At 41.9% G+C, this 23,550-nt stretch carries 16 protein-coding genes and 1 riboswitch; of the genes, 6 read left to right on the forward strand and 10 right to left on the reverse strand.

The genetic code is table 11. From position 1 onward, the window contains the following. Positions 1-263 precede the first annotated feature (263 nt). Positions 264-983, forward strand: a complete 720-nt coding sequence (locus QV280_RS17180) for a sulfite exporter TauE/SafE family protein (RefSeq protein WP_152820190.1) — start codon at positions 264-266, stop codon at positions 981-983. 24 nt (positions 984-1,007) lie between these two features. Continuing rightward, complete coding sequence (locus QV280_RS17185) at positions 1,008-2,141, forward strand: glycoside hydrolase family 88 protein (RefSeq protein WP_152820191.1); 1,134 nt, start codon at positions 1,008-1,010, stop codon at positions 2,139-2,141. Between the two features lie 39 nt (positions 2,142-2,180). On the opposite strand, the gene QV280_RS17190 is transcribed toward QV280_RS17185, so the two are convergent. The 3 genes from QV280_RS17190 to putA form a co-directional block, all read right to left on the reverse strand. Further along, positions 2,181-3,314 carry a patatin-like phospholipase family protein gene (locus QV280_RS17190; RefSeq protein ID WP_152820192.1) on the reverse strand — a complete coding sequence of 378 codons (1,134 nt, stop codon included), beginning with the start codon at positions 3,312-3,314 and terminating at the stop codon, positions 2,181-2,183. Positions 3,315-3,416: 102 nt separating this feature from the next. Further along, entirely contained in the window at positions 3,417-4,112 is a 696-nt protein-coding gene (locus tag QV280_RS17195) for a hypothetical protein (protein ID WP_152820193.1), read from the reverse strand. Between the two features lie 2 nt (positions 4,113-4,114). After that, positions 4,115-7,309 (reverse strand): bifunctional proline dehydrogenase/L-glutamate gamma-semialdehyde dehydrogenase PutA, encoded by a 3,195-nt coding sequence (gene putA / locus QV280_RS17200; protein WP_152820194.1) that lies wholly within the window; start codon positions 7,307-7,309, stop codon positions 4,115-4,117. A gap of 190 nt (positions 7,310-7,499) precedes the next feature. After that, a riboswitch (cobalamin riboswitch) is annotated at positions 7,500-7,722 on the forward strand. Between the two features lie 38 nt (positions 7,723-7,760). Here putA and QV280_RS17205 point away from each other — a divergent pair. Next, positions 7,761-9,614: a TonB-dependent receptor domain-containing protein gene (locus QV280_RS17205; RefSeq protein WP_152820195.1), complete on the forward strand. Its 1,854-nt coding sequence runs from the start codon at positions 7,761-7,763 to the stop codon at positions 9,612-9,614. Between the two features lie 143 nt (positions 9,615-9,757). On the opposite strand, the gene QV280_RS17210 is transcribed toward QV280_RS17205, so the two are convergent. From QV280_RS17210 to pdxH, 4 genes are all read right to left on the reverse strand, one after another. Beyond that, a complete protein-coding gene (locus QV280_RS17210; RefSeq protein WP_152820196.1) occupies positions 9,758-10,051 on the reverse strand; it encodes a hypothetical protein in 294 nt (97 codons plus the stop codon). Between the two features lies 1 nt (position 10,052). After that, entirely contained in the window at positions 10,053-10,388 is a 336-nt protein-coding gene (locus QV280_RS17215; protein WP_152820197.1) for a hypothetical protein, read from the reverse strand. A 416-nt stretch (positions 10,389-10,804) separates the two neighbouring features. After that, positions 10,805-11,200 (reverse strand): ACT domain-containing protein, encoded by a 396-nt coding sequence (locus QV280_RS17220; protein WP_152820198.1) that lies wholly within the window; start codon positions 11,198-11,200, stop codon positions 10,805-10,807. A gap of 206 nt (positions 11,201-11,406) precedes the next feature. Next, positions 11,407-12,048 carry a pyridoxamine 5'-phosphate oxidase gene (gene pdxH, locus QV280_RS17225; RefSeq protein WP_023405696.1) on the reverse strand — a complete coding sequence of 214 codons (642 nt, stop codon included), beginning with the start codon at positions 12,046-12,048 and terminating at the stop codon, positions 11,407-11,409. Positions 12,049-12,393: 345 nt separating this feature from the next. Here pdxH and QV280_RS17230 point away from each other — a divergent pair, with 345 nt between their 5' ends. Together QV280_RS17230 and QV280_RS17235 are read left to right on the forward strand one after the other, a co-directional pair. Continuing rightward, the gene (locus QV280_RS17230) at positions 12,394-13,785 is read left to right on the forward strand and encodes an HlyD family type I secretion periplasmic adaptor subunit (protein ID WP_152820199.1); all 1,392 of its coding nucleotides are present in this window, start codon (positions 12,394-12,396) and stop codon (positions 13,783-13,785) included. Positions 13,786-13,948: 163 nt separating this feature from the next. Then, positions 13,949-16,081 (forward strand): type I secretion system permease/ATPase, encoded by a 2,133-nt coding sequence (locus QV280_RS17235; RefSeq protein WP_023405698.1) that lies wholly within the window; start codon positions 13,949-13,951, stop codon positions 16,079-16,081. Between the two features lie 158 nt (positions 16,082-16,239). Here QV280_RS17235 and QV280_RS17240 read toward each other — a convergent pair whose 3' ends face one another. Then, the gene (locus tag QV280_RS17240; protein ID WP_152820200.1) at positions 16,240-18,321 is read right to left on the reverse strand and encodes a GNAT family N-acetyltransferase; all 2,082 of its coding nucleotides are present in this window, start codon (positions 18,319-18,321) and stop codon (positions 16,240-16,242) included. Positions 18,322-18,599: 278 nt separating this feature from the next. Between QV280_RS17240 and QV280_RS17245 the strand changes: the two genes are divergently transcribed. Beyond that, positions 18,600-19,868, forward strand: coding sequence for a mechanosensitive ion channel family protein (locus QV280_RS17245; RefSeq protein ID WP_152820201.1), 1,269 nt, complete (start codon positions 18,600-18,602; stop codon positions 19,866-19,868). A 66-nt stretch (positions 19,869-19,934) separates the two neighbouring features. On the opposite strand, the gene QV280_RS17250 is transcribed toward QV280_RS17245, so the two are convergent. Together QV280_RS17250 and QV280_RS17255 are read right to left on the reverse strand one after the other, a co-directional pair. Next, complete coding sequence (locus QV280_RS17250) at positions 19,935-20,909, reverse strand: ParB/RepB/Spo0J family partition protein (RefSeq protein WP_023403244.1); 975 nt, start codon at positions 20,907-20,909, stop codon at positions 19,935-19,937. Positions 20,910-20,912: 3 nt separating this feature from the next. Next, a complete protein-coding gene (locus QV280_RS17255) occupies positions 20,913-22,133 on the reverse strand; it encodes an AAA family ATPase (RefSeq protein ID WP_152820202.1) in 1,221 nt (406 codons plus the stop codon). Between the last annotated feature and the right edge of the window lie 1,417 nt (positions 22,134-23,550).

Here is a 23,550-nt window from a genome sequence, read left to right on the forward strand (position 1 = left end):
GCCAGATTTTTACTTGGTAAGGATAACACTTTTATGACCGATAGACTGCGATAGCTAAAAGGCGCGGCCAATAGCCCCTAACCTTGTGCCACATGTTATTGAGAAGACTGCCGAGAAGAATAATCAAGAAATCAACAGCATCGATATGTTTCAATTCACTTACTAAAACATTGTTTTATTAATTTTTGACAGCTTTTCCAAATTCTATATACTGAGCTCATCTCTCAAATAGATTTCAAAGCTTTAAAGGTAACCCCGTCGAGATGGACATAAGTATATTAATTGCCATGCTGTTGATATTTATTGGCGCATTTATTCAAACAACCACAGGCTTTGGAATGGCGGTTGTTGCTTCTCCCTTACTGCTTTACTTATCGCCGCAGTATATTCCTGCTCCTATCATCATTGTCGGCTTTTTCTTGGCTTCAATTAACATACATAAATACCGAGCTTATGTATCTTGGACTAATCTAAAGCAGACAATTATCGGGCTTCTCCCGGGAACATTATTTGGTGCAGGTGTACTTTATATTATCGATGTCAATCAATTATCCTTACTGCTTGGCGGAGCGGTACTTGCCGCAGTGGCGGTAAGTTTGTTGCCAATTAAGATAGATGTCACCCCTAAGCGACTCATGATAGCTGGATTCTTTTCCGGATTTTTAGGCACTAGCTCTGGGATTGGTGGACCGCCAATGGCTCTATTATTGCAACATCAAAAAGTCCACCTTATCCGAGCTAACTTAGCGGCATTCTTTTGGGTGAGCTGCATCTTGTCTCTCTCCATACAGATTCCCATTGGTTACATGAGCATGCATCACCTGCTTTTAGCTCTGCCTTTAATTCCGGCAAGCTATGCTGGATACAAATTAGCGATTTTAGTTATCGACTATATCCCTCACAAAGTGGTTAGAAACATTTCATTGGTGCTGTGTCTTATCGCAGGACTAGGCGCTATCTCTTCTGGGTTGAAGATGATATAGGCTGCCAATATTAAGGATTCGTATATGAAAGAAAATATTTTATGGGTTGAACAAGCCTGGAAAGATACATTTGAAAAAGTGAAAACCACTAGCCAAGAGATGAAGGTACAGTTTCCTTCTATGACTGAAAACGGCATTTACAGTGACACTCACAAACCTTGGGCTTGGGTCGTCGGTTTTTGGCCTGGATTGCTATGGTTACTCTATGAAAAACAAGGCTACCAGCCCTTCAAAGACATCGCTATTGATAGAGAAAACACCATGGATGGGCCTTTGGATGAGTTTATCAATATTCATCATGACGTCGGTTTCATGTGGCAATTAACCTCTGTAAAGCAGTATGAATTATTCGGCAATGAGAAATCCAGAATACGCGCTTTACGTGCCGCAAGTCATCTAGCCAGTCGTTTCAATATCAATGGCCGATTTTTGACTGCATGGAATAACAATGATGTAAATAATGCCGATCCAAAAGGCCTAAGCATTATTGATAGCATGATGAACTTACCAATCCTATATTGGGCAGCAGAGCAGTTAGACGCCCCTAGATTCAAGATGCTGGCCATGGCACATGCCGATACCGTTATTAATGAATTTATTCGTGACGATGGCTCTGTCAGACATATGGTGGAGTTTGATTACTTATCTGGCAAAGTAAAAAAATACCATGGTGGACAGGGATACAATGAAGACTCTGCATGGAGTCGCGGTGCATCTTGGGCGATACATGGCTTCTCTATGAGTTATCAATATACTCAAGAAGTTCGCTACTTAGAGACAGCAATGAAAACGGCCGATTTTTTTATTGATAATCTCAGCGATGATCATGTACCTCATTGGGATTTCAGAGCCCCTAAAACTGACAGTACGCCAAGAGACACATCAGCAGGTGCGTGTGCCGCCAGCGGACTGCTTTTGTTATCCGATCTGGCCACAGACCAACTAAAAAAAGACAAATACCAAAACGCCGCTATCAAAATTTTGAAGAGTTTGTATGAAAACTATGGCACTTATAACGACCATACCAAGCAAGGCATTTTAGTCGGTGGTACCTTTAATTGCCCTCAAGGGCTAGGGATAAACTGTTCTTTGATTTACGGTGATTATTACTTCGTAGAAGGTCTATACAAGCTCAAAAATAAATTACAATTCGCGTAAATCACAGTAAGGGCTACCTTGATGTAGCCCTTATATCAATCACTTACTGTGATTCACTTTACAGAGAAACTCTTTGCCTGCTAATACGCCAGATTCATAATCGGCAAGAATATCATCTTTGTGACTCATGAGACCACTACAGCTAAGTGGCTTACGAGGTGTGATCTCCCACAGGTTAACCCCTTCAGGTGGTTTATTCATAAACCCCGAAATAGCGGAATGATTCATATAATGATTAAACAGCATTTCCACCGTGCGCGGCGTGTGCGCTTTAAAATTCATTTTCTGCGATTGATGAGCCAACATTTCGCTTAGCTTTTCAGTATCAGGAAGCCAGTTTTTAGGAATAGAATCTAACTTAGGAAAATGATGCTGTGCTTGAAGTTGATTCACTCTCGCTAAGAACTGCTCACTAATCTGTTTAGCTTTACTTCTAGCTTGTGAGGTTTTATGCGGCGCTGCCGTGGCAGAGCGAGACGAAAAACGTTGAATATAAGGTTCGATACCTCGGGAAAGATCTAGCTTTAATTTATCTAAGTTTTCGGACGACAGCGAAAAGTGAGGTTTTTGCGTCTCTCCAATCATCGTCTCCGTGGTAATTGCCACGATATTACAAGCACCTCGGCGATACGCCTCTTGCACTGGAATGGTCGCCGTCACACCGCCATCCACCCATTTTGCCCCATCAATTTCAATTTCTTGATGGTAGAGCATGGGAATGGCGCAGGTAGCACGCAAAACGTCATACCATTGTTCGGAAAATATTGGAAAGTAATAATCCTTCATTTCTTCCACATGGGTAACACAGGCTAAAGCTTGTTTATCTGAGCCTAAGTTTTTGGCGCCTTTCTTAATATCCAGTGGAAACTCACCGCTGTGTACAAATTGAAAAGCCCAGTCAAGATCCATAGCGGCTTGTTGTTTATGCATCAGTCGGTGAAAATCGAAAAAACGATTTTTAGTGGTGTAATTGATGATGAAATCTAGGCCCAAACCTGGCTGTTTCGTCACAAAAGATGAAACATTTAGCGCCCCTGCGGATGTACCAATGTATAGGGAAAATGGATCGTAATTTGCCGCAATAAAAGTATCTAATACTCCTGCAGCAAACGCTCCTTTTTGCCCTCCACCTTGTACAACTAACGAATACTTACCAGTACACTCCGATAACATGTTCTTATTCCCTCATTGAACGTCAAACAAAAATACCGAGTAACCACTAAGTATTCAACTAGCGATTCACTCGGTATTCTCTTTTATGGGAAAAACTGGCGATTAATGCTCTGCACTGCCCAATTCAAGCAAGGTAGCATTGCCACCAACTGCAGTAATATTAATGGTACGAGTCCGTTCGGTAATATAACGAAGCACTAACTTAGGATCTTGAGCCACAGGCATTTTTACCAATTCAACCTCAGCGATGAGCGGTGCTATTGCGCCAGTTTTTCGAGCGAGATGGCGATTCACTTCTTTTACAAAAGCATCCTCGCCCAACACAGTCGTGATGCGAACATCACTCTCGATCAATTGCACGTACTGATCGTATTCAACCAAGCTCAACACACCCGATGGTAAAGCCAAGCACTCAATTAACTTCTGCACTTGCTCTGCAAGCTCATTATCTTGCACGCAAAGCACCACGCAGTTGCCTGCCATCAAAGACACACAAAGCTGAGCATAAAATGCCTTACTCACCGACATATTAACCGCGCTATCCGCAATAATCAGTGATACGCCACGACCTGCGGTGTACAGCTCGTTTGTTTCGCCGGTCGGACCGGGCATTAATACCGGCTCACTCAATAACTCAGCGCTGTGTTTATGATGAAATTCCAATGGCACTTTCAAGTGACTTAATGGTAAGGCTTTAGCCGCCGTCATAATCAACTGATAACGAGTGGCGTACGGTACTTGATTCCATAACGACCAAGCTTGTTGCGCTTCTGAGAAGCAAATAGATGCATTTTTCATTTCTATACTCCTTGCTCATTGGTTTTCGAAGCTTGCTCACTTGTCGTCGCATTCGACGTAGCATCAGACATAGCATCGGACTGATGGCGTTCTCTACAGGTATATTGAGTAAAGCGATATAAATAATTTGGCCCACCGGCTTTAGGACCTGTACCAGACAAGCCTTGTCCGCCAAATGGTTGAACCCCTACGACTGCCCCCACCTGATCTCGGTTGATATAACAGTTACCCACTCGTGCATTATGTTCAATCCAACGATAGGTTGTCTCATTACGAGAATGAATACCCATAGTTAAACCAAACCCAGTGGCATTAATCGTCTCTACCACCTCTGCCATCTGGTTTGCCTTAAAAGTCACTATGTGCAAAATTGGGCCAAATTGCTCTTCTTTTAATACTGAAATATCGCTAATTTCAATCGCCGTTGGCGCAATAAACATGCCTTTGGCACATTCATCGCTGAGCGGCACTTCTGCGACCACTTTTTGTGTTTTTCGCATCTCTTCAATGTGTTTGTGCAGTTTTTGTTGTGACGCACGGTCAATAACCGGTCCCACATCAGTACGATGTAAATAAGGCAAGCCGACTCTAAGCTCTTTCATGGCACCTTGAATCAGGTTAATGATGCGCGGAGCAATATCTTGTTGCACAAACAGAACACGAAGTGCCGAACAGCGCTGTCCTGCAGAAGCAAACGCACTTCGCACCACATCACGCACCACTTGCTCAGGTAACGCAGTTGAATCGACAATCATGGCGTTTTGACCGCCGGTTTCAGCAATAAACGGGACAGGTTCGCTATCGCGTTCAGCCAATGACAAATTAATACGTTTCGCGGTCGCGGTAGAGCCGGTAAAAGCCACACCGGCAATTGCAGAATGCGAAGTTAAGGCTGCGCCAATTTCTGCGCCGCGCCCTGGCAAAAATTGAATGACATTGGCCGGAAATCCACAATCCAACATAATTTCAATCGTACGCGCAGCAATCAAACTTGTTTGCTCCGCAGGTTTAGCCACTACCGTATTGCCCGCAACTAGTGCCGCGGATATCTGCCCTAAGAAAATCGCCAATGGGAAGTTCCACGGACTGATGCAGACAAACACCCCTCTGCCGTGCCTTTCACACCACTGCAAATTGCCATCAAAGCCTGCAATGGATTCAGGACCGAGTTCACTGGCATTGCTAGCGTAGTATCGACAAAAATCGACCGCTTCGCGCACTTCATCAATGCTGTCATGAATGGTTTTTCCTGCCTCCATATGACAAAGTGCCACCAATTCAGCCAAATTTGCTTCTAGCTTGTCAGCCAAGATATTCAAACACAGCGCGCGGCGAGCGATTGGCGTATTTCTCCAAGTCTCTAACCCAGATTGCGCAACGGCAACGGCTTCGGAAACATGATCAAGGTTGGCAAAAGAGATCGAGCCAACAATACGATCACTATCAAAAGGCGCAAGCACATCTTCTGCCTTGATCATCGTTTCGGATACACGAGATCCATTAATGATCGGCGCACCTTGCCACTGCTTGTTTAAAAAGCTTTGCACTTGCTTTTCAAAAAGTGCCGCCTCACTTTCGATATCGATATTAATTCCGATAGAATTGACCCTTTCACCAAAGATCTGTGGCGGCAATGGAATTTGATCGTTATGTAAGGTGTTATTGGCGAGCAAGGTATCGACTGGATGATGCGTCAGATCGGCAACCGGACAACGAGCATCCACCAATCTATGTACAAACGAACTATTCGCACCATTTTCCAGTAAACGTCGCACCAAATAAGGCAGAAGATCTTTATGGCTACCCACTGGCGCATAAATGCGAACAGGTTGCCCATATTTATCCATGACATGGAAGTACAGTGAATCTCCCATGCCATGCAATCTTTGAAATTCATAGTCGCTATGCTCAGCCATTTCGGCAATAGCCGTTACTGTATGTGCATTATGACTGGCAAATTGTGGGAAAATATTGCCACGTACACCCGGACTCAATAGAAAACGGGCACAGGCAAGGTAGGACATATCCGTCGCTTCTTTACGGGTAAATACCGGATAATTTGCAAAACCCGCCTGCTGCGACCATTTAATTTCACTATCCCAATACGCACCTTTAACCAAACGTAAAGGAATGACATCCCTCTGCTCTTTAGCTAACGCATTCACCCATAACAATACTGGCAAACAACGTTTAGAATACGCCTGTATTACTAAGCCAAACTTGCCCCAGCCTTTCACTTGCGGGTTGCTGTACACTTTTTCAAATAACTGCAACGACAGTTCTAAACGATCGGCTTCTTCTGCATCGATAGTTATCGCCACATCCAACTCAATGGCGCGAGTTAATAGCTTGATTAACGTGTCGTGCAGCTCAGTTAACACTCGATCACGATTTGCCACCTCATAACGAGGGTGTAATGCAGATAGTTTTATCGAAATAGAAGGGGCTGGACTTGAATCTGCACCTTGCGCACTTGCCCCTACAGATTCAATCGCCATCAAGTAATCATTAAAATACTTTTTAGCATCATCGGTAGTCAGCGCGGCCTCTCCCAACATATCAAATGAATGAGTGAAGCCTTTTTTACGCAGCGGTGCGCCATTTTTCTGCGCTTCGGCGATATCTCGCCCTAAAACAAATTGATGGCCCATCACCTTCATCGCTTGATGCATGGCTTTCCTAATAATAGGTTCAGACATTTTGTTCATCAGTTTTGAAAGTGCAGAGCTTGGGCTCGTTTTTTCAGGATCATTAATACCAACCACTTTACCGGTAAGCATCAACCCCCAAGTTGAAGCGTTAACAAATACAGAGTCAGACTGACTTAAATGAGACTTCCAGTCTGCTACCGTCAGCTTATCTTTAATTAACGCATCGGCGGTTTCTGAGTCAGGGATTCGCATTAGCGCTTCAGCTAAACACATCAACAAGATGCCTTCTTGGGTATCTAAACTGTACTCCAACAACAAAGCATCGATCATTTGAATTGAGCGTTTATCCGCTCGAATAGCCTCAATTAATGAGGTTGTTTGACGCTCAATACGCTGCTTTTCCTCATCGGAGGGCGTGGCGAGCTTTAACAACTCTTTTAACCAAGTCGATTCATCCACCATATACATAGGTGAAATGAGAGACCATAACGTCTCTTTAGGTTGATCGATGAAATCGGGATTTAAAACACTAGATGCTGTAAACATTGCTTTTCCTCAGCTCTATAAAACCACCATGAATTTGGCGACAATCCTACAGAGCAAAACAAACAGCACAAAAGGGAGAATAAAAGAAATGTGATTACAGGCACTTAACAATAATAACAATTGTGATTAACACTGCGTTTCTTGGTATTTAACAAAAATTAGTGAATGGTAGACAGGCACAACAACACTCTATAGACTCTCAATCGCTGGTGTCATGATATCTTAGATTTCATGCTTTAAAGGGAATTTGGTGTAAATCCAAAACTGACGCGCAGCGGTAATTGAGAACGAACATCTAAGGGTAATATAAGCCCACACACTGCAATACATATTGTGGGAAGTGAGATGCTAGGCAGTAGATTCTATCTACAGTGCTCATAAGTCCGAATACCTGCCAGTAACAAAAGATGCACTATAAGCATTTTATCACTACGCGTATTTAGGACTTAACATGAAAAAAACCATTTTAGCGACAGCGATCATCTCGTTGTACGCACCCACTCTTTTCGCTCAAGAAGCAGACACAACCCAAACTGATGAAACCATGGTTGTCACTGCAAACCGTTTTGAGCAACCTAAAACTTCAACTCTAGCCAATATCACTGTTATTGAACGTGAAGACATTCAAGCTATCCAAGCTGACAGTGCCATTGATGTACTGAAAACGCTTCCGGGCGTTGAAGTTACTCAGCTAGGTACAAAAGGTAACACCACAAGTATTTACCTACGAGGCACAGCATCGGCTCAAACACTTATCTTAGTCGATGGTGTACGCATCAATTCACCAACATCTGGTGGCGGTTCAATCGGTCTAATCCCTGCATTTGCAATCGAAAAAATTGAAGTTCTACGTGGACCAAAAGCATCTGTCTACGGCGCTGATGCGGTAGGTGGTGTTATCAGCATCACAACCACCTCTAAAGACAACGTACACGAAGTGTCATTGACTGGCGGCAGTAACCACTACCATTCTGAAGGTTGGCGTAGCGCAGGCGAAATCAGTGACAGCACTCGCGGTTCTTTTGTTGTCAATAATGAAGCATCCAAAGGATATGGTATCTCTACCTACTCTCCAGAAGGTGAAGATTACGGTTACAAATCTCAAGTTGTATTTGGCTCTCTAGAACATGATATTTCAGATAACTGGAGCGCTAACTTCTCAGGCTACAACCAAAATAGTAGCAGCGAGTTTCAAGCAACCACCAAAGACGAAACAGCACAAGACTTTTACTCTCTAACGGGCGGCCTTAACTATACAAACAATGACTTCCAGTCTTCTTTGCAAGTAAGCCACAGCAATGATACTCAAGGTACGCGTGATGCGGCTAAAACTCGCGCTGAAGCTATCCTAGAAGCTCAAAGAAACACAGTATCTTGGATTAACTCTTATAACTTCAACTCTCTGTTAAATGTGACAGGTGGTCTTGATTACTACAAAGAAGAAGTGGCTCTTAGTGGTTCAAACACAACCAACTATGAAAAAACAGACCGAGATAACCGAGGTATTTTTGCGACAAGTTCACTGAACTTACATCCATTTATTCTTGAAGCAAGCATCCGAAATGATGACGACAGCTCATATGGAAGTAACACCACTTGGAACTTAGCAGCAGGCGTAACTATTGCTGATACGTACACCTTATCATTAAGCCATGGTACTGCTTATCGTGCGCCTACCTTTAATGACCTTTACTGGCCAGGTAGTGGCAACCCAGATCTAAAACCTGAATCTTCTGAGTCTACTGAATTTACCGTACAAGGTTACCACTCTTGGGCTTCTTGGAACATTTCCCTATATAACACTGACATTAAAGACATGATCGCTTGGGCTCCAATAGATCCTAACAATCCTTTAGGTCCATGGCAGCCAGAGAATATAAATAAAGCTCAAATTAAAGGTATTGAGGCCAGCATTGAATTTGATACATGGTTAATTCACCACACCGTTTCTGCTGATTGGAAAGATCCGAAGAACAAAGAAGATGACTCACAGTTAGTTAACCGCGCGAAACAAAATTACTCTTGGATTGGTACGGCTAACTGGCAAGATGTGCAAACGTCATTGATTGCAAACTACGTTGGTGAACGTCCTGATAGTTCAGCACCAACAGCTAACATGATGGATGCTTACATCACGTTAGACTTGGCACTGAAATACAGCTTCACAGATAGTTTAGATGCTAGATTTAAAGTAAATAACTTGCTTGATGAAGATTACCAAATGGCTCGTGATACTAATTCATCTGGCGCGTATTTCATAGGCGCAGAGCGTAGCTACTACGCAGGCATTGATTACCGCTTCTAAGCGATAAAATCTACCCAAACAAAAAAGGATCTGACCAATGTCAGATCCTTTTTTTATGCTAAAACCAATTGATTGAGAATCAAAAAGTGCCGAACCAGCGACACTTATTTATATTTCAAAGGTAGGTATTTACAGAGTGGCTATTAACAGTAAGTAGACTCAACTTTAAATTCAACCGTGTAATTCGTCGGATATTTCTCCGATACATAATCATGCACTTTCTCATCACACCAATCGACTGCTCTGCTTTTGCTCGTATAGCCATCACCCTTAGCATTCCAACACTGCTTTAAATCATGCTGTTGTTGATAACGAAATGGCGCATCAGAATCCGTAATTTTACAAGACGAATAAGTAAATACTGAAGAACCATCAGAATTGGTCACATTACACGATGAAAGCAAGCAAACAGCCAATAACACAAATATCTTTTTCATCTTATTCGCCCTGCTTTCTTTGATTTTTAAATAGCTCAGTAAACACCACTTTGGACTGGCAAGGCACTTCAAAGTAGTCGTGATCATTATTCAACACTTGCAATTCAAGATCATGATAGCCTTTGCACGCATATTGAACGCCAGAAGTTGGGGCTAACTTCAGTGTTTCACCATAAATATTAATTGAAACCGTCTCGTTAGATATGTTTTGAATCGACAGTGTCGGCAATTGAGTGGTCACCACCTCAACACCATCTAGCGGCGCTACAATTTCGTTTGCTAATGCAGCGGAAGATATCACTCCCAACATCAAGGCAACTTTACTACTAAATTTCATGGCTATTCCTATACTGATGCAACCAACTCACCCTTTTGATTAATTTTGCAGATGGTGGCGCTATTGCCCCTAACAAAAGAAGATGTGATTGATTACGAGTTCATTTATCCGTCAAATTCGACGGCAAAATAAACAAATATCTAATGGAGCCAACTTTACTCCTTAATTTTTTCAACTCCAGAACGTAAAGATAACTTCTCAGATAGGGCGAGCCAGTAGATAGGACAAGCTAAGTTGAAGATTAATCAAAGTAATTAAGTCTTCAGAAGCAACACTGAAAGATGTCACAAGTCGCCAAATATTTCTCGTGTTGGGGAATTTAGATATAAAAACGGGACCTAACCTAAGTCAGATCCCGTAAAATCATTAAGCAACTCAATGTTAGCGTTACTGATCAATCATTATTCTTTTATTAATTATTTTTGAAATTCTAACAAAGCTGCCAACGCTTGCTCAGCCTTAGCACTTTGCACAAAAATATGGTCATGATAAAAAGCAGCAATAACGTTCGCGCTAATGCCCTTTTCTGCAAGCTTAGTCGCAACCGCCGCCGTTAAACCAACCGCCTCAAGGCTTGAATGCACCGTTAACGTGATCTTTTTAAAACTGCCATCAAATGCCAGTTGCGCTTTTGCTGCTGCTTGTTTTTCTACAACTAAAGTCAGCCCTTCAGATTCGATAAAAGTGGCAATTGGATTTAACGCCACAAAATCTTTTAGCTCACCTTGTACTGTACAAAATACAAATTCATCATTTTGCAACTCTGGTTGCATAGATTCGAGTAGCTGAGTTAACTCTGTAATTCCTGACATCATAGGCCCTTTCTAGTGCTAATAGTTATACCAATCGTACTAAATAACTGGTCATTCTAGCTTGTTAAAATGCTCGATAACGGCGTTAGAATTTTTGATTGTAGAATAACTACTTATCGAAAAATTCTGCCTTGTTCTCGAGCATTTTTCCTGCGCTAGTTCTGATCACTTACTTAGTGTGATTGGTATTATATTTACAGTGTAAATTATGGCGCAAGACGCTCAATTTCCCACTGTTGAGCATCACCCACACGAGTATAGATAAATCTATCATGTAAACGATTAGCTCCACCTTGCCAAAATTCGATAGATTCAACCTTAATACGATATCCACCCCAGAATGACGGCATAGGTATTTCACCATCAGAGAACTTCTTTTTAAGCTCTAAAAACTTACCTTCCAAAATTCCACGCGCTGAGATGCGTGAGCTTTGCTTGCTGGCTATTGCCGCTAACTGACTGCCTTTTGGACGAGAAGTGAAGTATTTAAAGTTTTCTGCCGCAGTCAATTTTTCAGCCACACCAGTCACATGAACTTGTCGCTCTAATGGATGCCACGGAAAGTGCAGGCTAATTTTGTTGTTATCTTGTAGATGAAGCGCCTTACGACTGCCTAGATTGGTGTAAAATACAAAGCCTTGATCATCAAGACTTTTTAACAGCACAATTCGTTGATACGGCTGACCGTTTTCATCAACGGTTGCCACTGTCATTGCGGTAGGATCCGTCAACTCTGCTTCAATCGCCTGCTCTAACCATAAATTAAACTGATCAACGGGGTTTTCTTTTAAATTCTTTCTGCGTAAACCGCCCAGCGTATAGTCGCGACGAATATCCGTTAACTTCATTTCACATCCTCAAATGACTTTTGTTAAATTTTGCGCTTTCGAGATAAATATCTCAAGAAGGTTTTGCATGTATATTCATTTAGCTTAACTCTGTTCTCATTTTTTGGAACATATTTGACATAAAACGGGGGAATCTATTTGTGAAATAATAATTATACTTAAAATTCAATCATCTAGAGCACCTATCCTTGTTACACAATAGCCAATAATAAAGCGCATTTACTTAACATTTACAACAAATCAACATACTATAGGAGTATGTCTTTGTTAGTGGCTCTAATCACTCTCTCACCCTAGCAGTAGACTCTTTTTCCCTTAATCACTCTATGCGCAAATGGATGGCCTATGAGTCAAGAGAAGCTAAAAAACCTCGGTCGAACCGAGTTAGAGTACGTTGATGATAAAACTGCAGCGCTACTGCTAAATACACCTTCAAACGCCCGGCTTTTACTATGGTTGGTTTTGGTTTTTTTTGGCTGTGCCGTTGCATGGACGAACTGGGCCGAAATCGACAAAGTCACCGTGGGAAATGGCAAGGTCATTCCTTCAAGCCAATTGCAAATCGTACAAAATTTAGAAGGTGGCTTAGTTAAAGCCATTCTGGTACGAGAAGGTCAACAAGTCACCCAAGGACAGCAACTATTGCTGATTGATGATACGCGCTTTCAATCTGACTTCAGAGAGCGCGAACAGCAAGTCTACAACTTAACAGCCAAAGTTTTGCAACTCTCCGCATCGGTCGCCAGCATCGAAGTAAAAGATAACGTTACTCTAAGAAATTGGCGCGATAGCGTGGTCATTCACACTAATAAACTGGTGTACCCAACTAATTTTGAAGAAACTCAACCAAAACTAGCCGCTAGACAGCGTGTTGAGTATCGACAAGATCTGGGCAATTTAAAAAACCAACTTAAAGTGATTGACGAAAGAGTTGACCAAAAAATTCAAGATATGAACGAGACTCGTGGCCGAATTTCAAACCTTAAACAAGCGTATGAGTTCGCACAAAAAGAATATGACCTAATGGAACCGCTAGCAATAGAAGGCATAGTTCCGCAAATTGAGTTCATCAAACTAAAGCGTCAAGTTATTGATACTAAAAGAGAACTTGATTCGGCCCGAGGGCAAGTTCCTGTACTCAATGCCGCTATTAGAGAAAAACTGCTTAGTCGAGTTGACGCCGCTCTTGATTTTCGCTCTGAACAACAAGAAAAGCTAAATCAAAGCCAAGATGAATTATCAGCACTGACCCAAAGCACCGTTGGACTCGAAGATAGGGTCAGCCGTACGGTGGTGACCTCCCCTGTCACTGGTACTATAAAAAAACTGTACACCAATACGGTAGGAGGCGTTATTCAACCGGGTATGGATTTGGTGGAAATCGTACCTACTGAAGATGTGCTCGTCGTGGAAGCGAAGATTGCGCCGCAAGATATCGCCTTTTTACGACCTGATCTGCCAGCCATCGTAAAATTTAGTGCTTATGACTTCACTAAATACGGCGGCTTACAAGGCAAACTTGACCATATCAGCGCAGACACCATTCAAGATGAAGAAGGAAATAGCTTTTATCTTGTACGCGTTCGCACCGAACAAACAGAGTTTGGTAACAACGGTCAATTACCGATTATTCCAGGGATGACAGCTTCGGTAGACATTATTACGGGCAAGCACACTGTGCTCGATTACCTACTAAAACCCGTGCTAAGTGCTAAGGGACGTGCTCTGCGTGAATAAACAAAGACTTACACGCAAATTTGCGAAAGCATGATCAAGGGTTTCCTTGTCAATAATCAAAGGCTTATGTGAATAACATTCATACTCACGACAAGCAGACAGTTGGTCTTAAGATTACTATTGGATTACACGGCTAGATGAATGCAGCCAAGGATGACAACGCATGAAAGACTCATTATTACATTCACTTATCTATGTCAGTCGCTACTACGGCCTCTCCAATTCGCCAGAAGCACTGTTAAATGGATTGCCATTACCTGATGGTAAACTAACGCCTATTTTATTTTCACGAGCCGCACAACGAGCTGGGTTGGTCGCAAAAGAACAATCGGCGTCACTGACCAAAGTATCAACCCTAGTACTGCCTGCCATATTACTAACCGGTGAAAACGAAGCCTGCGTTTTACTCAGTGTCGATAACGATAATGGACAAGCAGAAATTGTCAGTACCAAAACAGGATTTGTCGCCACAACAGTAACGCTTGCCGATCTGGAAGAAGATTATAGTGGCCGCTATTTTTTAATAAAGAAACAGTTCCGCTTTGATCAACGCTCTCCCGAAATACTCAAAACCCGCAAAGGGCATTGGTTTTGGGGTACATTAAAAGAATCACGCTCTATTTATCGTGATGTTTTAATTGCCTCAATTTTGATCAATATTTTCGCTATTGCCACTCCCCTATTTACTCGAATTGTCTACGATAAAGTTGTCCCCAATTTAGCCTTTGAATCTTTATGGGTGCTGGCGAGCGGTATTGTGGTCATTTTTATCTTTGACTTACTGCTTAAATCACTTCGAAGTTACTTCATTGATGTCGCAGGTAAAAAGTCAGACATTCTGATTTCGTCGAAACTGTTTAGCAAAGTAATGGGAATTAGAATGGAAGCCCGCCCACCGTCAGTTGGAGCATTTGCCAGACACCTGCAAGAGTTTGAATCTATTCGAGAGTTTTTCACCTCAGCCACTATTGCGGCATTGATCGATTTACCTTTTGCTCTGCTGTTTTTATTAGTCATTTGGCTGATTGCAGGCAACGTAGTGTTAGTGCCTATTGTGTGTGTGACTTTACTTATTTTACATTCACTCATTATTCAACGACCGCTACGCAACAGCATTGAAGAAGGCTCTCGCTTAGCTTCGCAGAAATACGCCAACTTAATTGAAAGTTTGGCCGGATTAGAATCATTAAAAATATTTGGCGCGCAAAGTCAGTTTCAATATCGCTGGGAAGAAGCCGTTGCACATATGGCAAACTGGAACATCAAAAGTCGTCGTATCACTGACGGCGTACAAAACTCGGCAGGTTTTCTACAACAAGCGTCCAATGTGGGTATGTTGATAATGGGTGTTTATCTTATCTCAGAAGGTGAACTGACCATGGGGGGATTGATTGCCGCCACAATGCTCAGTGGTCGCGCTATTGGTCCTTTAGTTCAGGTTGCGCTACTTTCAACACGCTACAATCAAGCAAAATCGTCAATGACTATTATTGAGCAAGTCATGAGCATGCCCGATGAGCAAGAAGAAGATAAACGTTACATCCACCGCCCAGTACTGCAAGGCAAAATTGAGCTCGATAAAGTCAGCTTCAATTACCCTGATTCTCCCGTTTCTTCTATTAGAGATCTCAGCATCACTATTCGTCCTGGTGAGAAGGTGGCGATTATAGGGCGTATTGGTTCGGGTAAAACAACTCTTGAGCGTCTCATTATGGGCCTGTATAAGCCGACACAGGGTCATATTCGCATTGATGATACCGACATCCAACAATTGCACCATACTGACGTGAGAAGCAACATAGGCTGTGTACCACAAGACATCACTTTATTTTACGGTTCAATCCGTGACAACATTACCCTTGGCAAACAACTGGCCGAAGATGATGAGGTATTACTTGCGGCTAAACGCGCTGGTGTCACGGACTTCACCATGAAAGACCCGGCTGGATTAGAAAGACAAGTCGGTGAAGGGGGTCAACTTCTCTCTGGAGGACAACGTCAAGCGGTTGCCATTGCCCGAGCATTTCTGGGTAGACCTCCGGTGCTATTACTTGATGAACCAACCAGTGCGATGGATAACCGCTCGGAAGCCTTAATAAAATCAGAACTACAAAACCTATCTAAACAAGAAACACTGGTGCTTATCACTCATAAGACTTCCATGCTCGAAGTGGTCGATCGCTTAATTGTAATGAGTGCTGGAAGTGTTGTAGCCGATGGTCCAAAAGAAAAGGTGTTAGCCGAGCTTAAAAAAGGAAACTTAAAGAGTGTGAATAATACCAATCATACTAAATAATTGGTATCAATAACGATTTACACTGTAAATTAAAGGGTCACAACAGTTTGATGTTGTGACCCTTTTTAATAACCAATGACCGGCACTTTGAATTTACAGTGTAAATTGAAGATGCCCGCAACTCAGCCGATTAACAACGACTTAATTTACACTGTAAATCAGACAGGTTGTGTAGTTAGAAGATAATAACTAATCGCTTGACGATACTGAGCTTCTGCTTGTTTGCGCCCAGTGAATCCATGCTCTTGACATACCTTCGCCCAACTTTGTTTCTTAATCGATAAATCAGCAATCAAAGAAAGATCGGCATAATCCTTTGCATCATACTCAGCAGAACGCTGTAGCACAGACGACAAATGACTAACCAATAACTGTTGTACCAGAATTCGTGTCGCCTCAAAACTAGCGCCACCTAATGTGTAATTAGAGATCAGCTTATAAGTACGTTCATTTAAAGTCAGAGTGTTCTGTGTCTCGGATATAAGGAGTCTAAGCAATAATGTTGTAGGCAGGTTTAAATGTATATCAGAAGCGGTGTCGATAAGGTGTATTTGCAACTGACGCTGTGCATCCTCTTTCCACCCTACAAGGCTATTTAAAGCTTTCACCATAGAGACAGAGAAGCACCCGCTCGCTTGGTCTTGCTTACTACCCAACCGAACGGCCTCAAACCCGTTATTGCACCAAAAGTTAAACAACTCACTGTTGACGCCAAAACTTGTTGATAGATAAGCAACTTCCGGCTCTTGCAATGACGCCAATTGAGACAACATCCAACTGCCAAGTCCAATGCCTTGCGTTTCTGGGTGAACTGCAATTCTCATCACTCGAAGGCTAGCAACAAGTGCTGGCCTGTTATCGGCAAGGTTACTGACTAATGAAATAGGAACCAAATGCCCTGCAGGTCTTCGTTTGCCTAATTGGATATCTTGTAATTGTGACTCATTCAGGCCGCCCTCTCGATACCCAAGTATCACTCCTACAACCTGCTGCTGTGATATCACTTGATAGAGGCGAATATTTGGATCATCGAGCAATTGAAATACGTCATTGGGCGAGGTTTGATAATGAGCATTCACCAATAAAGCAAAAGCTTTACGCAGTGAGGTAACGCAGTGTGTGGAATCCGTAATATCAAGCTCAAGTAGTTTGGCATCGGAATAATCATTTGAGGATAAAGATTCAATCTCCGCATCAAGTAAGAAAGTATCGAATAACCATGCTTCCACCGGATCTCCTAGGCTCCAACGAATAGGTTGAGTCAGTTTCAATGACTTCCAGCCCGGCCGATGTTGATTGAGCCACGCAGAAAACTTTATCGAAAACCCACGCCCGCAACCTTCATAACCGTGCACAGTAGTTGCGAAACAAGTTCGGTGATAGCGCTCAACAATGGATTGCAAAAGAGGCAAAGGAATGGCGGCAGCTTCATCAACCAACAATAAATCACAATTGACCGAATCTCGAAGCAACTCATCAGGGGCAATAAAACGTAAACTTGCCCCTGTTTCTAGGCAAAGGTGGTAACCTTTTTGCGGCGCTATACCTAACTCTTTACTGGCGTGTTCGAATAATGTTTTTACTGCCTGCGTACTAGGCGCTGTGATAACAACATGCTTGTTTGAATTTTTAATTATTTGTGCGGCGGCAATACCAAGAGCAGCCGATTTACCTCGCCCTCTATCTGCCGTAATGACTAGCGGGCGTTTACGATGCCCGCTTAATACTTTATGTATTGCCTCTATGGCTTGTCGTTGCTGTGAGAAACGATCGACTGCAGGTATCGTTTGCACCTGCGTAAAATCGGAACCGGTCTCAATCACACTCGGTGAAGACTCACAAATGCTGATAAATGACTGACAAGCACGTGCCATCCATAGCTCGGAAAACTGAACTGAATCAGTGTTAGGCAGTATCAGCAATAAACTGCCACCCTTTAATGTGCCCGTAACAGCAGTAAAACCATTGGCATCGAAGGCACAGTTAAGATCAGCTACGATAAGATCGCTTTCTTGACCTAGCTTTTGTCGTGCTTGTTTAAAGGTCACTGTTTCGGCATAACTTAACGTGCGCTCACCCAGCACTAATGCCCGTTGGTAGCGATGCAACTCTCCAAGATGTTGTAACACCTGTTGTTGCCATTGCTCAGAACCCTTTAATATCACACCGATACGGTGTTGAGATTGAAAAGCCTGACTTTGCAAAATTAGCAATTGCTGAGCATGAGAACGATATGGCAAGGGCATCACCTAAATTATGGAATCTTGTATTGGCATAGAATAGCAGAATAGCGAAGGGAATTAACGCTAACAAAAACTTGCCACAGCACAAAGCAACACATGAATATCACAACAAAACTCTATCGAAGACGATGTTGCTTTACTCTCGCTAAATGAAAGGCTTAGTATGATATTAATCTCAGTAAATAACGTCTCAGCCAAGTTTGTTAAAACACGATTGCTGATCACTTAATTACCCAGATTGCTCTAAATAAGATAAAACAAGGAGGTTTATCTAAATGGAACAACAACAAACATCGGGCGCGTGGGTATCAGACCATTTAGGTCATCTGCTGATTGAATTCCTGTCGTTATTCGATATCACTTTTGATAGGCATGATTTTTTCGCTGATGTGTCACTGATACTTGTCACGCTATTGTTTTCCGCTGTTACCTACTTAGTCATTCATCGTTTTACTGGGACTTTTGTCAATAAAAGTACTCATGGTTATGACTATAAAATAAAGCGGGCTATCGGGCTTAAACGCTTTCATGAAAAGATTTCGCTTATCGTGCCCTACTACTTGGTCATGTCGAGTATTGAACTGATAATTCCTAAAATTACTATTTTGGGCCAAACCATCAATGCATTTTTAGAAATAGGCGCCGCGATTATCGTTCTGCGAGCACTGTTCTCTATCTTCGATATTACCTTGTTAGTGCTCTCCACCAAACAATTCGGACATAGATTGCCACTGCATGGCATGGTGCAGTTCTTCAAACTCGCTTTTGTGGCGTTAGCGGTGCTGCTCACCATATCCCATATCTTAGATCGAACACCTATTTATCTCATATCCGGTGTCAGTGTAATGGCTGGGATGATCGCCTTTGTTATGAAAGACACCATAATGGGGTTTATCGCAGGCATTCAGTTAGCCGCCAATAAAATGATTTCGACCGGAGAATGGATACAGCTCGATAATCACAACGTAGATGGCACTGTACAAGAAGTAACGCTCACCACCGTAAAAGTAAAAAACTGGGATAACACCATTGCCATGATCCCTTCGCAAACCTTAGTGAGCGAACCTTTTATTAACTGGTATGGCGTTGAAGAAACAGGCGCCAGACGCATAAAACGAGCTCTGTTTATTGATACTGAGAGTATTGATTTTTTAGATAACGACATGCTAGAGCGCATGCAACGATTTAGACTGCTGAAGACGCACATATTGCGCAAGCAAAAAGAAATAGAGCAGTACAATAAAACCCTACCTGAAGATGCCGACCCTATTAACTTTAGACGCTTAACCAACCTTGGGTGCTTTCGCGAATACGTTGCCAGTTACCTCGCGACGCATCCTGCCGTCATAAAAGATTTAACTATTGTCGTAAGACAACTGGAAAGTAACCGTTTTGGCTTACCTATCGAAATCTACTGCTACGTCAACAAAACCAGTATCAAAGATTATGAACGTGCCCAAGCCGACTTGTTTGACCATATTTACTCGATTTTAAAAGAATTTGATCTTAGAACCGTCAAACCTTACGCGTCCATTGGTGCATAAAAAACGGGTATCAATTACTTGATACCCGTTTTTTATTCTGCTTTATGCTCAATCAACGACTGGCGATTATTTCAATTTGGCTTCGATAAACTGAATAATTTCTTGCGCTAAAGAATCGTCTATTTTTTTCAGGTTCAACGCTAAAGACTGACCTTTACGAACGTAAGTCGCTTTACCTTTTACCAGTTCAACCGGTTTCTTCGCTTCTTTATACGTGGTTTCGTTAACCTCAGCAATCCAGCCTTCAAGTAACAAGGAAACTTGCTTGGTGATCTTAGCTTCGCTAATACCGCTGAAACGTTGCCAAACGTAAGCACCATCTTGCTGACACTTATCTAAAATACCCTGCTGTGCCGCCTCCTCAAGCTCATTAAACTGTTTATGTAGCTTAACGATAGTTGGACGCCCAAGCTCGGTTACGTTTGGATACGCTTGCAATAATGGTAATGGCAATGAGGCCGCTTTTAATGCCCCACTCACCAATGCTTCACTGCATTTAAAGAGAGATGCGAGCCCTTTTTGGTCACTCACTTCACCAGAATCCAGCTTGGCTTGCATTTCACGGCCACGTTCATACAAAGAAAGTGGCTTATGCGCATTAGCAACGTCAGATAAAAACTTAGCGTGTTCGCTATTTATGTCTTCAGCAACGTAAATGAGAAAGTCTTTCTCCGCCAAAATACACGATTTTCTACGACGACTACCATCAAGAACTTCAATTTGACCTTGGCTATTCTTTCTACCGACCGCTGGATATTGCTGACCACGATCTTTAAGAGTATCTAGAATGTCGGACAGCGCATGTTCGTTAAGAAACGTTTGTTCACGAGCATTATCAGAAAATACTACTGTCTGTTCTTCAATCTTCGCCGCAGGGATACGTTGTAACTGAAAGGACACCATATCCTGCCCTGCTACGGCAAGCTCGATCACCTGTGCGTTTTCTTTGACTGCGGTTTGCGCTTCTGTAGGCGTTGTTGCTCTACGTTTGTTAGCCTTACCAAATAATTTAGCGTTCAAGTCGGATGTTTTTATCGCCATACCTTAATCCTCCTGATTTAATGACGCCCAGTGGCTATGAAGCACACGTTCTAATTCTAATGCGCTTTTTTGCACCGCATCTTGTGCAACTGCAAGTGTCTTCTTGCCCCCTTCAAAATCGCCAGGGGTTAAGTCAAACACAGTGCTGTATGTGTCAGCACAAGTTTCAAATGCACGACTTCTTGGAATGGTCGCCATCATCACTTGTTCTTGTAACAGGTAGTTCATTTCAGTCAGAACAGACACCTGCTTTTTATTATCGTCTTCAAACATGGTTGGCACCATACGAACAAACTCTAATCCGTGCCAGTCCTCAGGGAACATCTCGTATACCGTCGGTAAATGCTGGAAGAAGTTAACCGTTGACGCCCAGTCCAATCGCTTAGCAGCACACGGAATCAATAACGCATTTGATGCGTACATGGCGTTCCAAACTAATGGATCGACGTGTGGACCGGTATCAATCATGATCACATCAAAGTCATCGGCAATTTTATCGATAAGCTTTTCTTTAAGTAGCTTAACAATATCAAGAGATTGATCTTGCGATAGTGATTGCCATGCTTCAGCGTTAAACATCGCATCTTCAGGAAAAGCTGAAATCGTTTTCAGGTTTGGATACTGCGTTGGAAGCAGCACATTCTTACGCAAAAAATCTAAGTCCACGTCGGTATCTTCTGGCACATTATCCAGCATGATATCAACTGCAGAATAGATATTATCGTGCTCGCTAATACTGATCTGCGGGTTTAAAAACAGTCGCAGTGACCCTTGTGGATCCAAGTCAATAAGACAAATGCGGTAGCGCTTATCTAAATTCAGTGCCAAACAAGCCGCTAGGTGAACCGCAGTCATCGACTTACCTGTGCCACCCTTTTGGTTTTGCACATTGACAACCCAAGGCTTATTATTTTTATTTCGCTTGCGCTCGTGAAACATTTCAACGCCAGCAGACTCCATCAAATGATGAGCCTCCTCTAAAGAAATAGAGTAGTGATTGGCGTTGTTTTTTGTAAATTGATGCCCTTTAGCTTCCATTTTGCTGATAGCGTCGTCTAGCTTTCTGCGAGTCAAACCAGAGCGAGTTTCCATCAATGCTTTAGACATTGCAGGGAAGTGCTCATCGTTTCGCTCTTCCAATACAATTTCAATACGATCAGCTTGAACCTGTTTTGTTTGTTCTGCTAATTGATAAAGATTATCTATCGTTGATTCTCTTTTCATCATTCTTCCCATAAATGTATGACTAAGTTAATTGTACAGCTAACACAAGATAATTCAACTAAGTGCTGAACATTTATTAATGGGTTGAATCACATAAATAACCTGTAATATCTCTATATTGACGTCTATTTTACACCAATAACGAGTCGAAAAATTACATAGATTTTAAAAGTTACAGGAGTCACTTATTTACAATGTAAACAGACGAAAAGGCGTAAAATAAGGCAGGGTAGGCTAAATAGACAGCAAAAAGCTCATTTTTATTTCCATAAACGGAACGATGATAAAACCTGTACGAATTACGGTCATTTGCAATCCAATAAAACAAAACCACCGACAACCGAACGTATATTTAAACTATTGATCTTTTTTCAAGATTTCATGGCAAAATCTCGAGACATCATCAACACACAACAGATGCATAAACTCGACAGTAGTTAATGATTATCAACACAGGAATTAGGAAGAATGATCAAGGTTCACTCTTGATCATTCTTCCTAGAGAAAAAAACGAATATCTAAGAGAATTCAGGAAATTCGAAACGATGATCAAGGAAATGCTTAAACAGACTCTCCTTTGTTGATGATCACAGTTTACATACACTTAAGAGGATCTTTTCCGGATCGATGATCAAGTGTTTTTTCAATACGGAAGCATGTAAATTACTCGCTAGATTACGGTAAACATCAAGTAGAATGGGCATTTACAAAGAATAGGGGGTAAAAAAGGCGCAATTCATTTACAAACGCATCATCAAATCACGCAAAACCAATTAACTTGATCATGCTTCCACCAATTTGTACGCAAATAAAATAATATTCAATCCAAGTAAGGAACCAACTTAAACTGGCTTGCGTTTACCAATGAAATAATTCAAACAAATTGGACAGTTACAAATTAAGCGGAACAAGGGATCAATGATACTCATGATCATGCTTCCATTGCTTAAAGCGTTTGAAAATCAGGGTTTTGAAGATTTATAACGGGGTAGAATGGAATGAGAAGAACAAACAATGCATTAGATCCACGACAGCGTTCAATAAACGCACTCATGCACTGTGGATAAGTTGTTCACACCCAATGATCATGCTTTCGTTGCTTACTTGATCATGGTTCATTGATTGTGTTGATCACACTTCCGCAAATCACTGATCATGTTTACGTATTCTGTATGATCATTCTTTCGAAGTAACCTTGATCATCGCTCCGAAACACCATAAAAATTACTCTATTTTAATCAGCAACTTACAGCCAAATTAAAGCCCGGATCATTAGATCACATTATCAATAAGATCAGTTTTAAACAGAAAGATCAGTTTTAAAAAACCTCTATAATTTTTCTTTCTTTTTAGAAGAATTTTTCTTAAGCTATACGGAACAATGATTAAGTTACGATTGAATGTAGACGGATAATAA

This window comes from Vibrio sp. B1Z05 (genome assembly GCF_052955985.1).

What these genes read in the sequence shown, in the direction of transcription:
- QV280_RS17250 (WP_023403244.1), bottom strand. Translation starts at nt 20,909, where the DNA reads ATGGCGATAAAAACATCCGACTTGAACGCTAAATTATTTGGTAAGGCT.
- pdxH (WP_023405696.1), bottom strand. Translation starts at nt 12,048, where the DNA reads ATGAAGTTAACGGATATTCGTCGCGACTATACGCTGGGCGGTTTACGC.
- QV280_RS17195 (WP_152820193.1), bottom strand. Translation starts at nt 4,112, where the DNA reads ATGAAAAATGCATCTATTTGCTTCTCAGAAGCGCAACAAGCTTGGTCG.
- QV280_RS17230 (WP_152820199.1), top strand. Translation starts at nt 12,394, where the DNA reads ATGAGTCAAGAGAAGCTAAAAAACCTCGGTCGAACCGAGTTAGAGTAC.
- QV280_RS17185 (WP_152820191.1), top strand. Translation starts at nt 1,008, where the DNA reads ATGAAAGAAAATATTTTATGGGTTGAACAAGCCTGGAAAGATACATTT.
- QV280_RS17245 (WP_152820201.1), top strand. Translation starts at nt 18,600, where the DNA reads ATGGAACAACAACAAACATCGGGCGCGTGGGTATCAGACCATTTAGGT.
- QV280_RS17255 (WP_152820202.1), bottom strand. Translation starts at nt 22,133, where the DNA reads ATGAAAAGAGAATCAACGATAGATAATCTTTATCAATTAGCAGAACAA.
- QV280_RS17215 (WP_152820197.1), bottom strand. Translation starts at nt 10,388, where the DNA reads ATGAAATTTAGTAGTAAAGTTGCCTTGATGTTGGGAGTGATATCTTCC.
- QV280_RS17235 (WP_023405698.1), top strand. Translation starts at nt 13,949, where the DNA reads ATGAAAGACTCATTATTACATTCACTTATCTATGTCAGTCGCTACTAC.
- QV280_RS17190 (WP_152820192.1), bottom strand. Translation starts at nt 3,314, where the DNA reads ATGTTATCGGAGTGTACTGGTAAGTATTCGTTAGTTGTACAAGGTGGA.
- putA (WP_152820194.1), bottom strand. Translation starts at nt 7,309, where the DNA reads ATGTTTACAGCATCTAGTGTTTTAAATCCCGATTTCATCGATCAACCT.
- QV280_RS17180 (WP_152820190.1), top strand. Translation starts at nt 264, where the DNA reads ATGGACATAAGTATATTAATTGCCATGCTGTTGATATTTATTGGCGCA.
- QV280_RS17210 (WP_152820196.1), bottom strand. Translation starts at nt 10,051, where the DNA reads ATGAAAAAGATATTTGTGTTATTGGCTGTTTGCTTGCTTTCATCGTGT.
- QV280_RS17205 (WP_152820195.1), top strand. Translation starts at nt 7,761, where the DNA reads ATGAAAAAAACCATTTTAGCGACAGCGATCATCTCGTTGTACGCACCC.
- QV280_RS17220 (WP_152820198.1), bottom strand. Translation starts at nt 11,200, where the DNA reads ATGTCAGGAATTACAGAGTTAACTCAGCTACTCGAATCTATGCAACCA.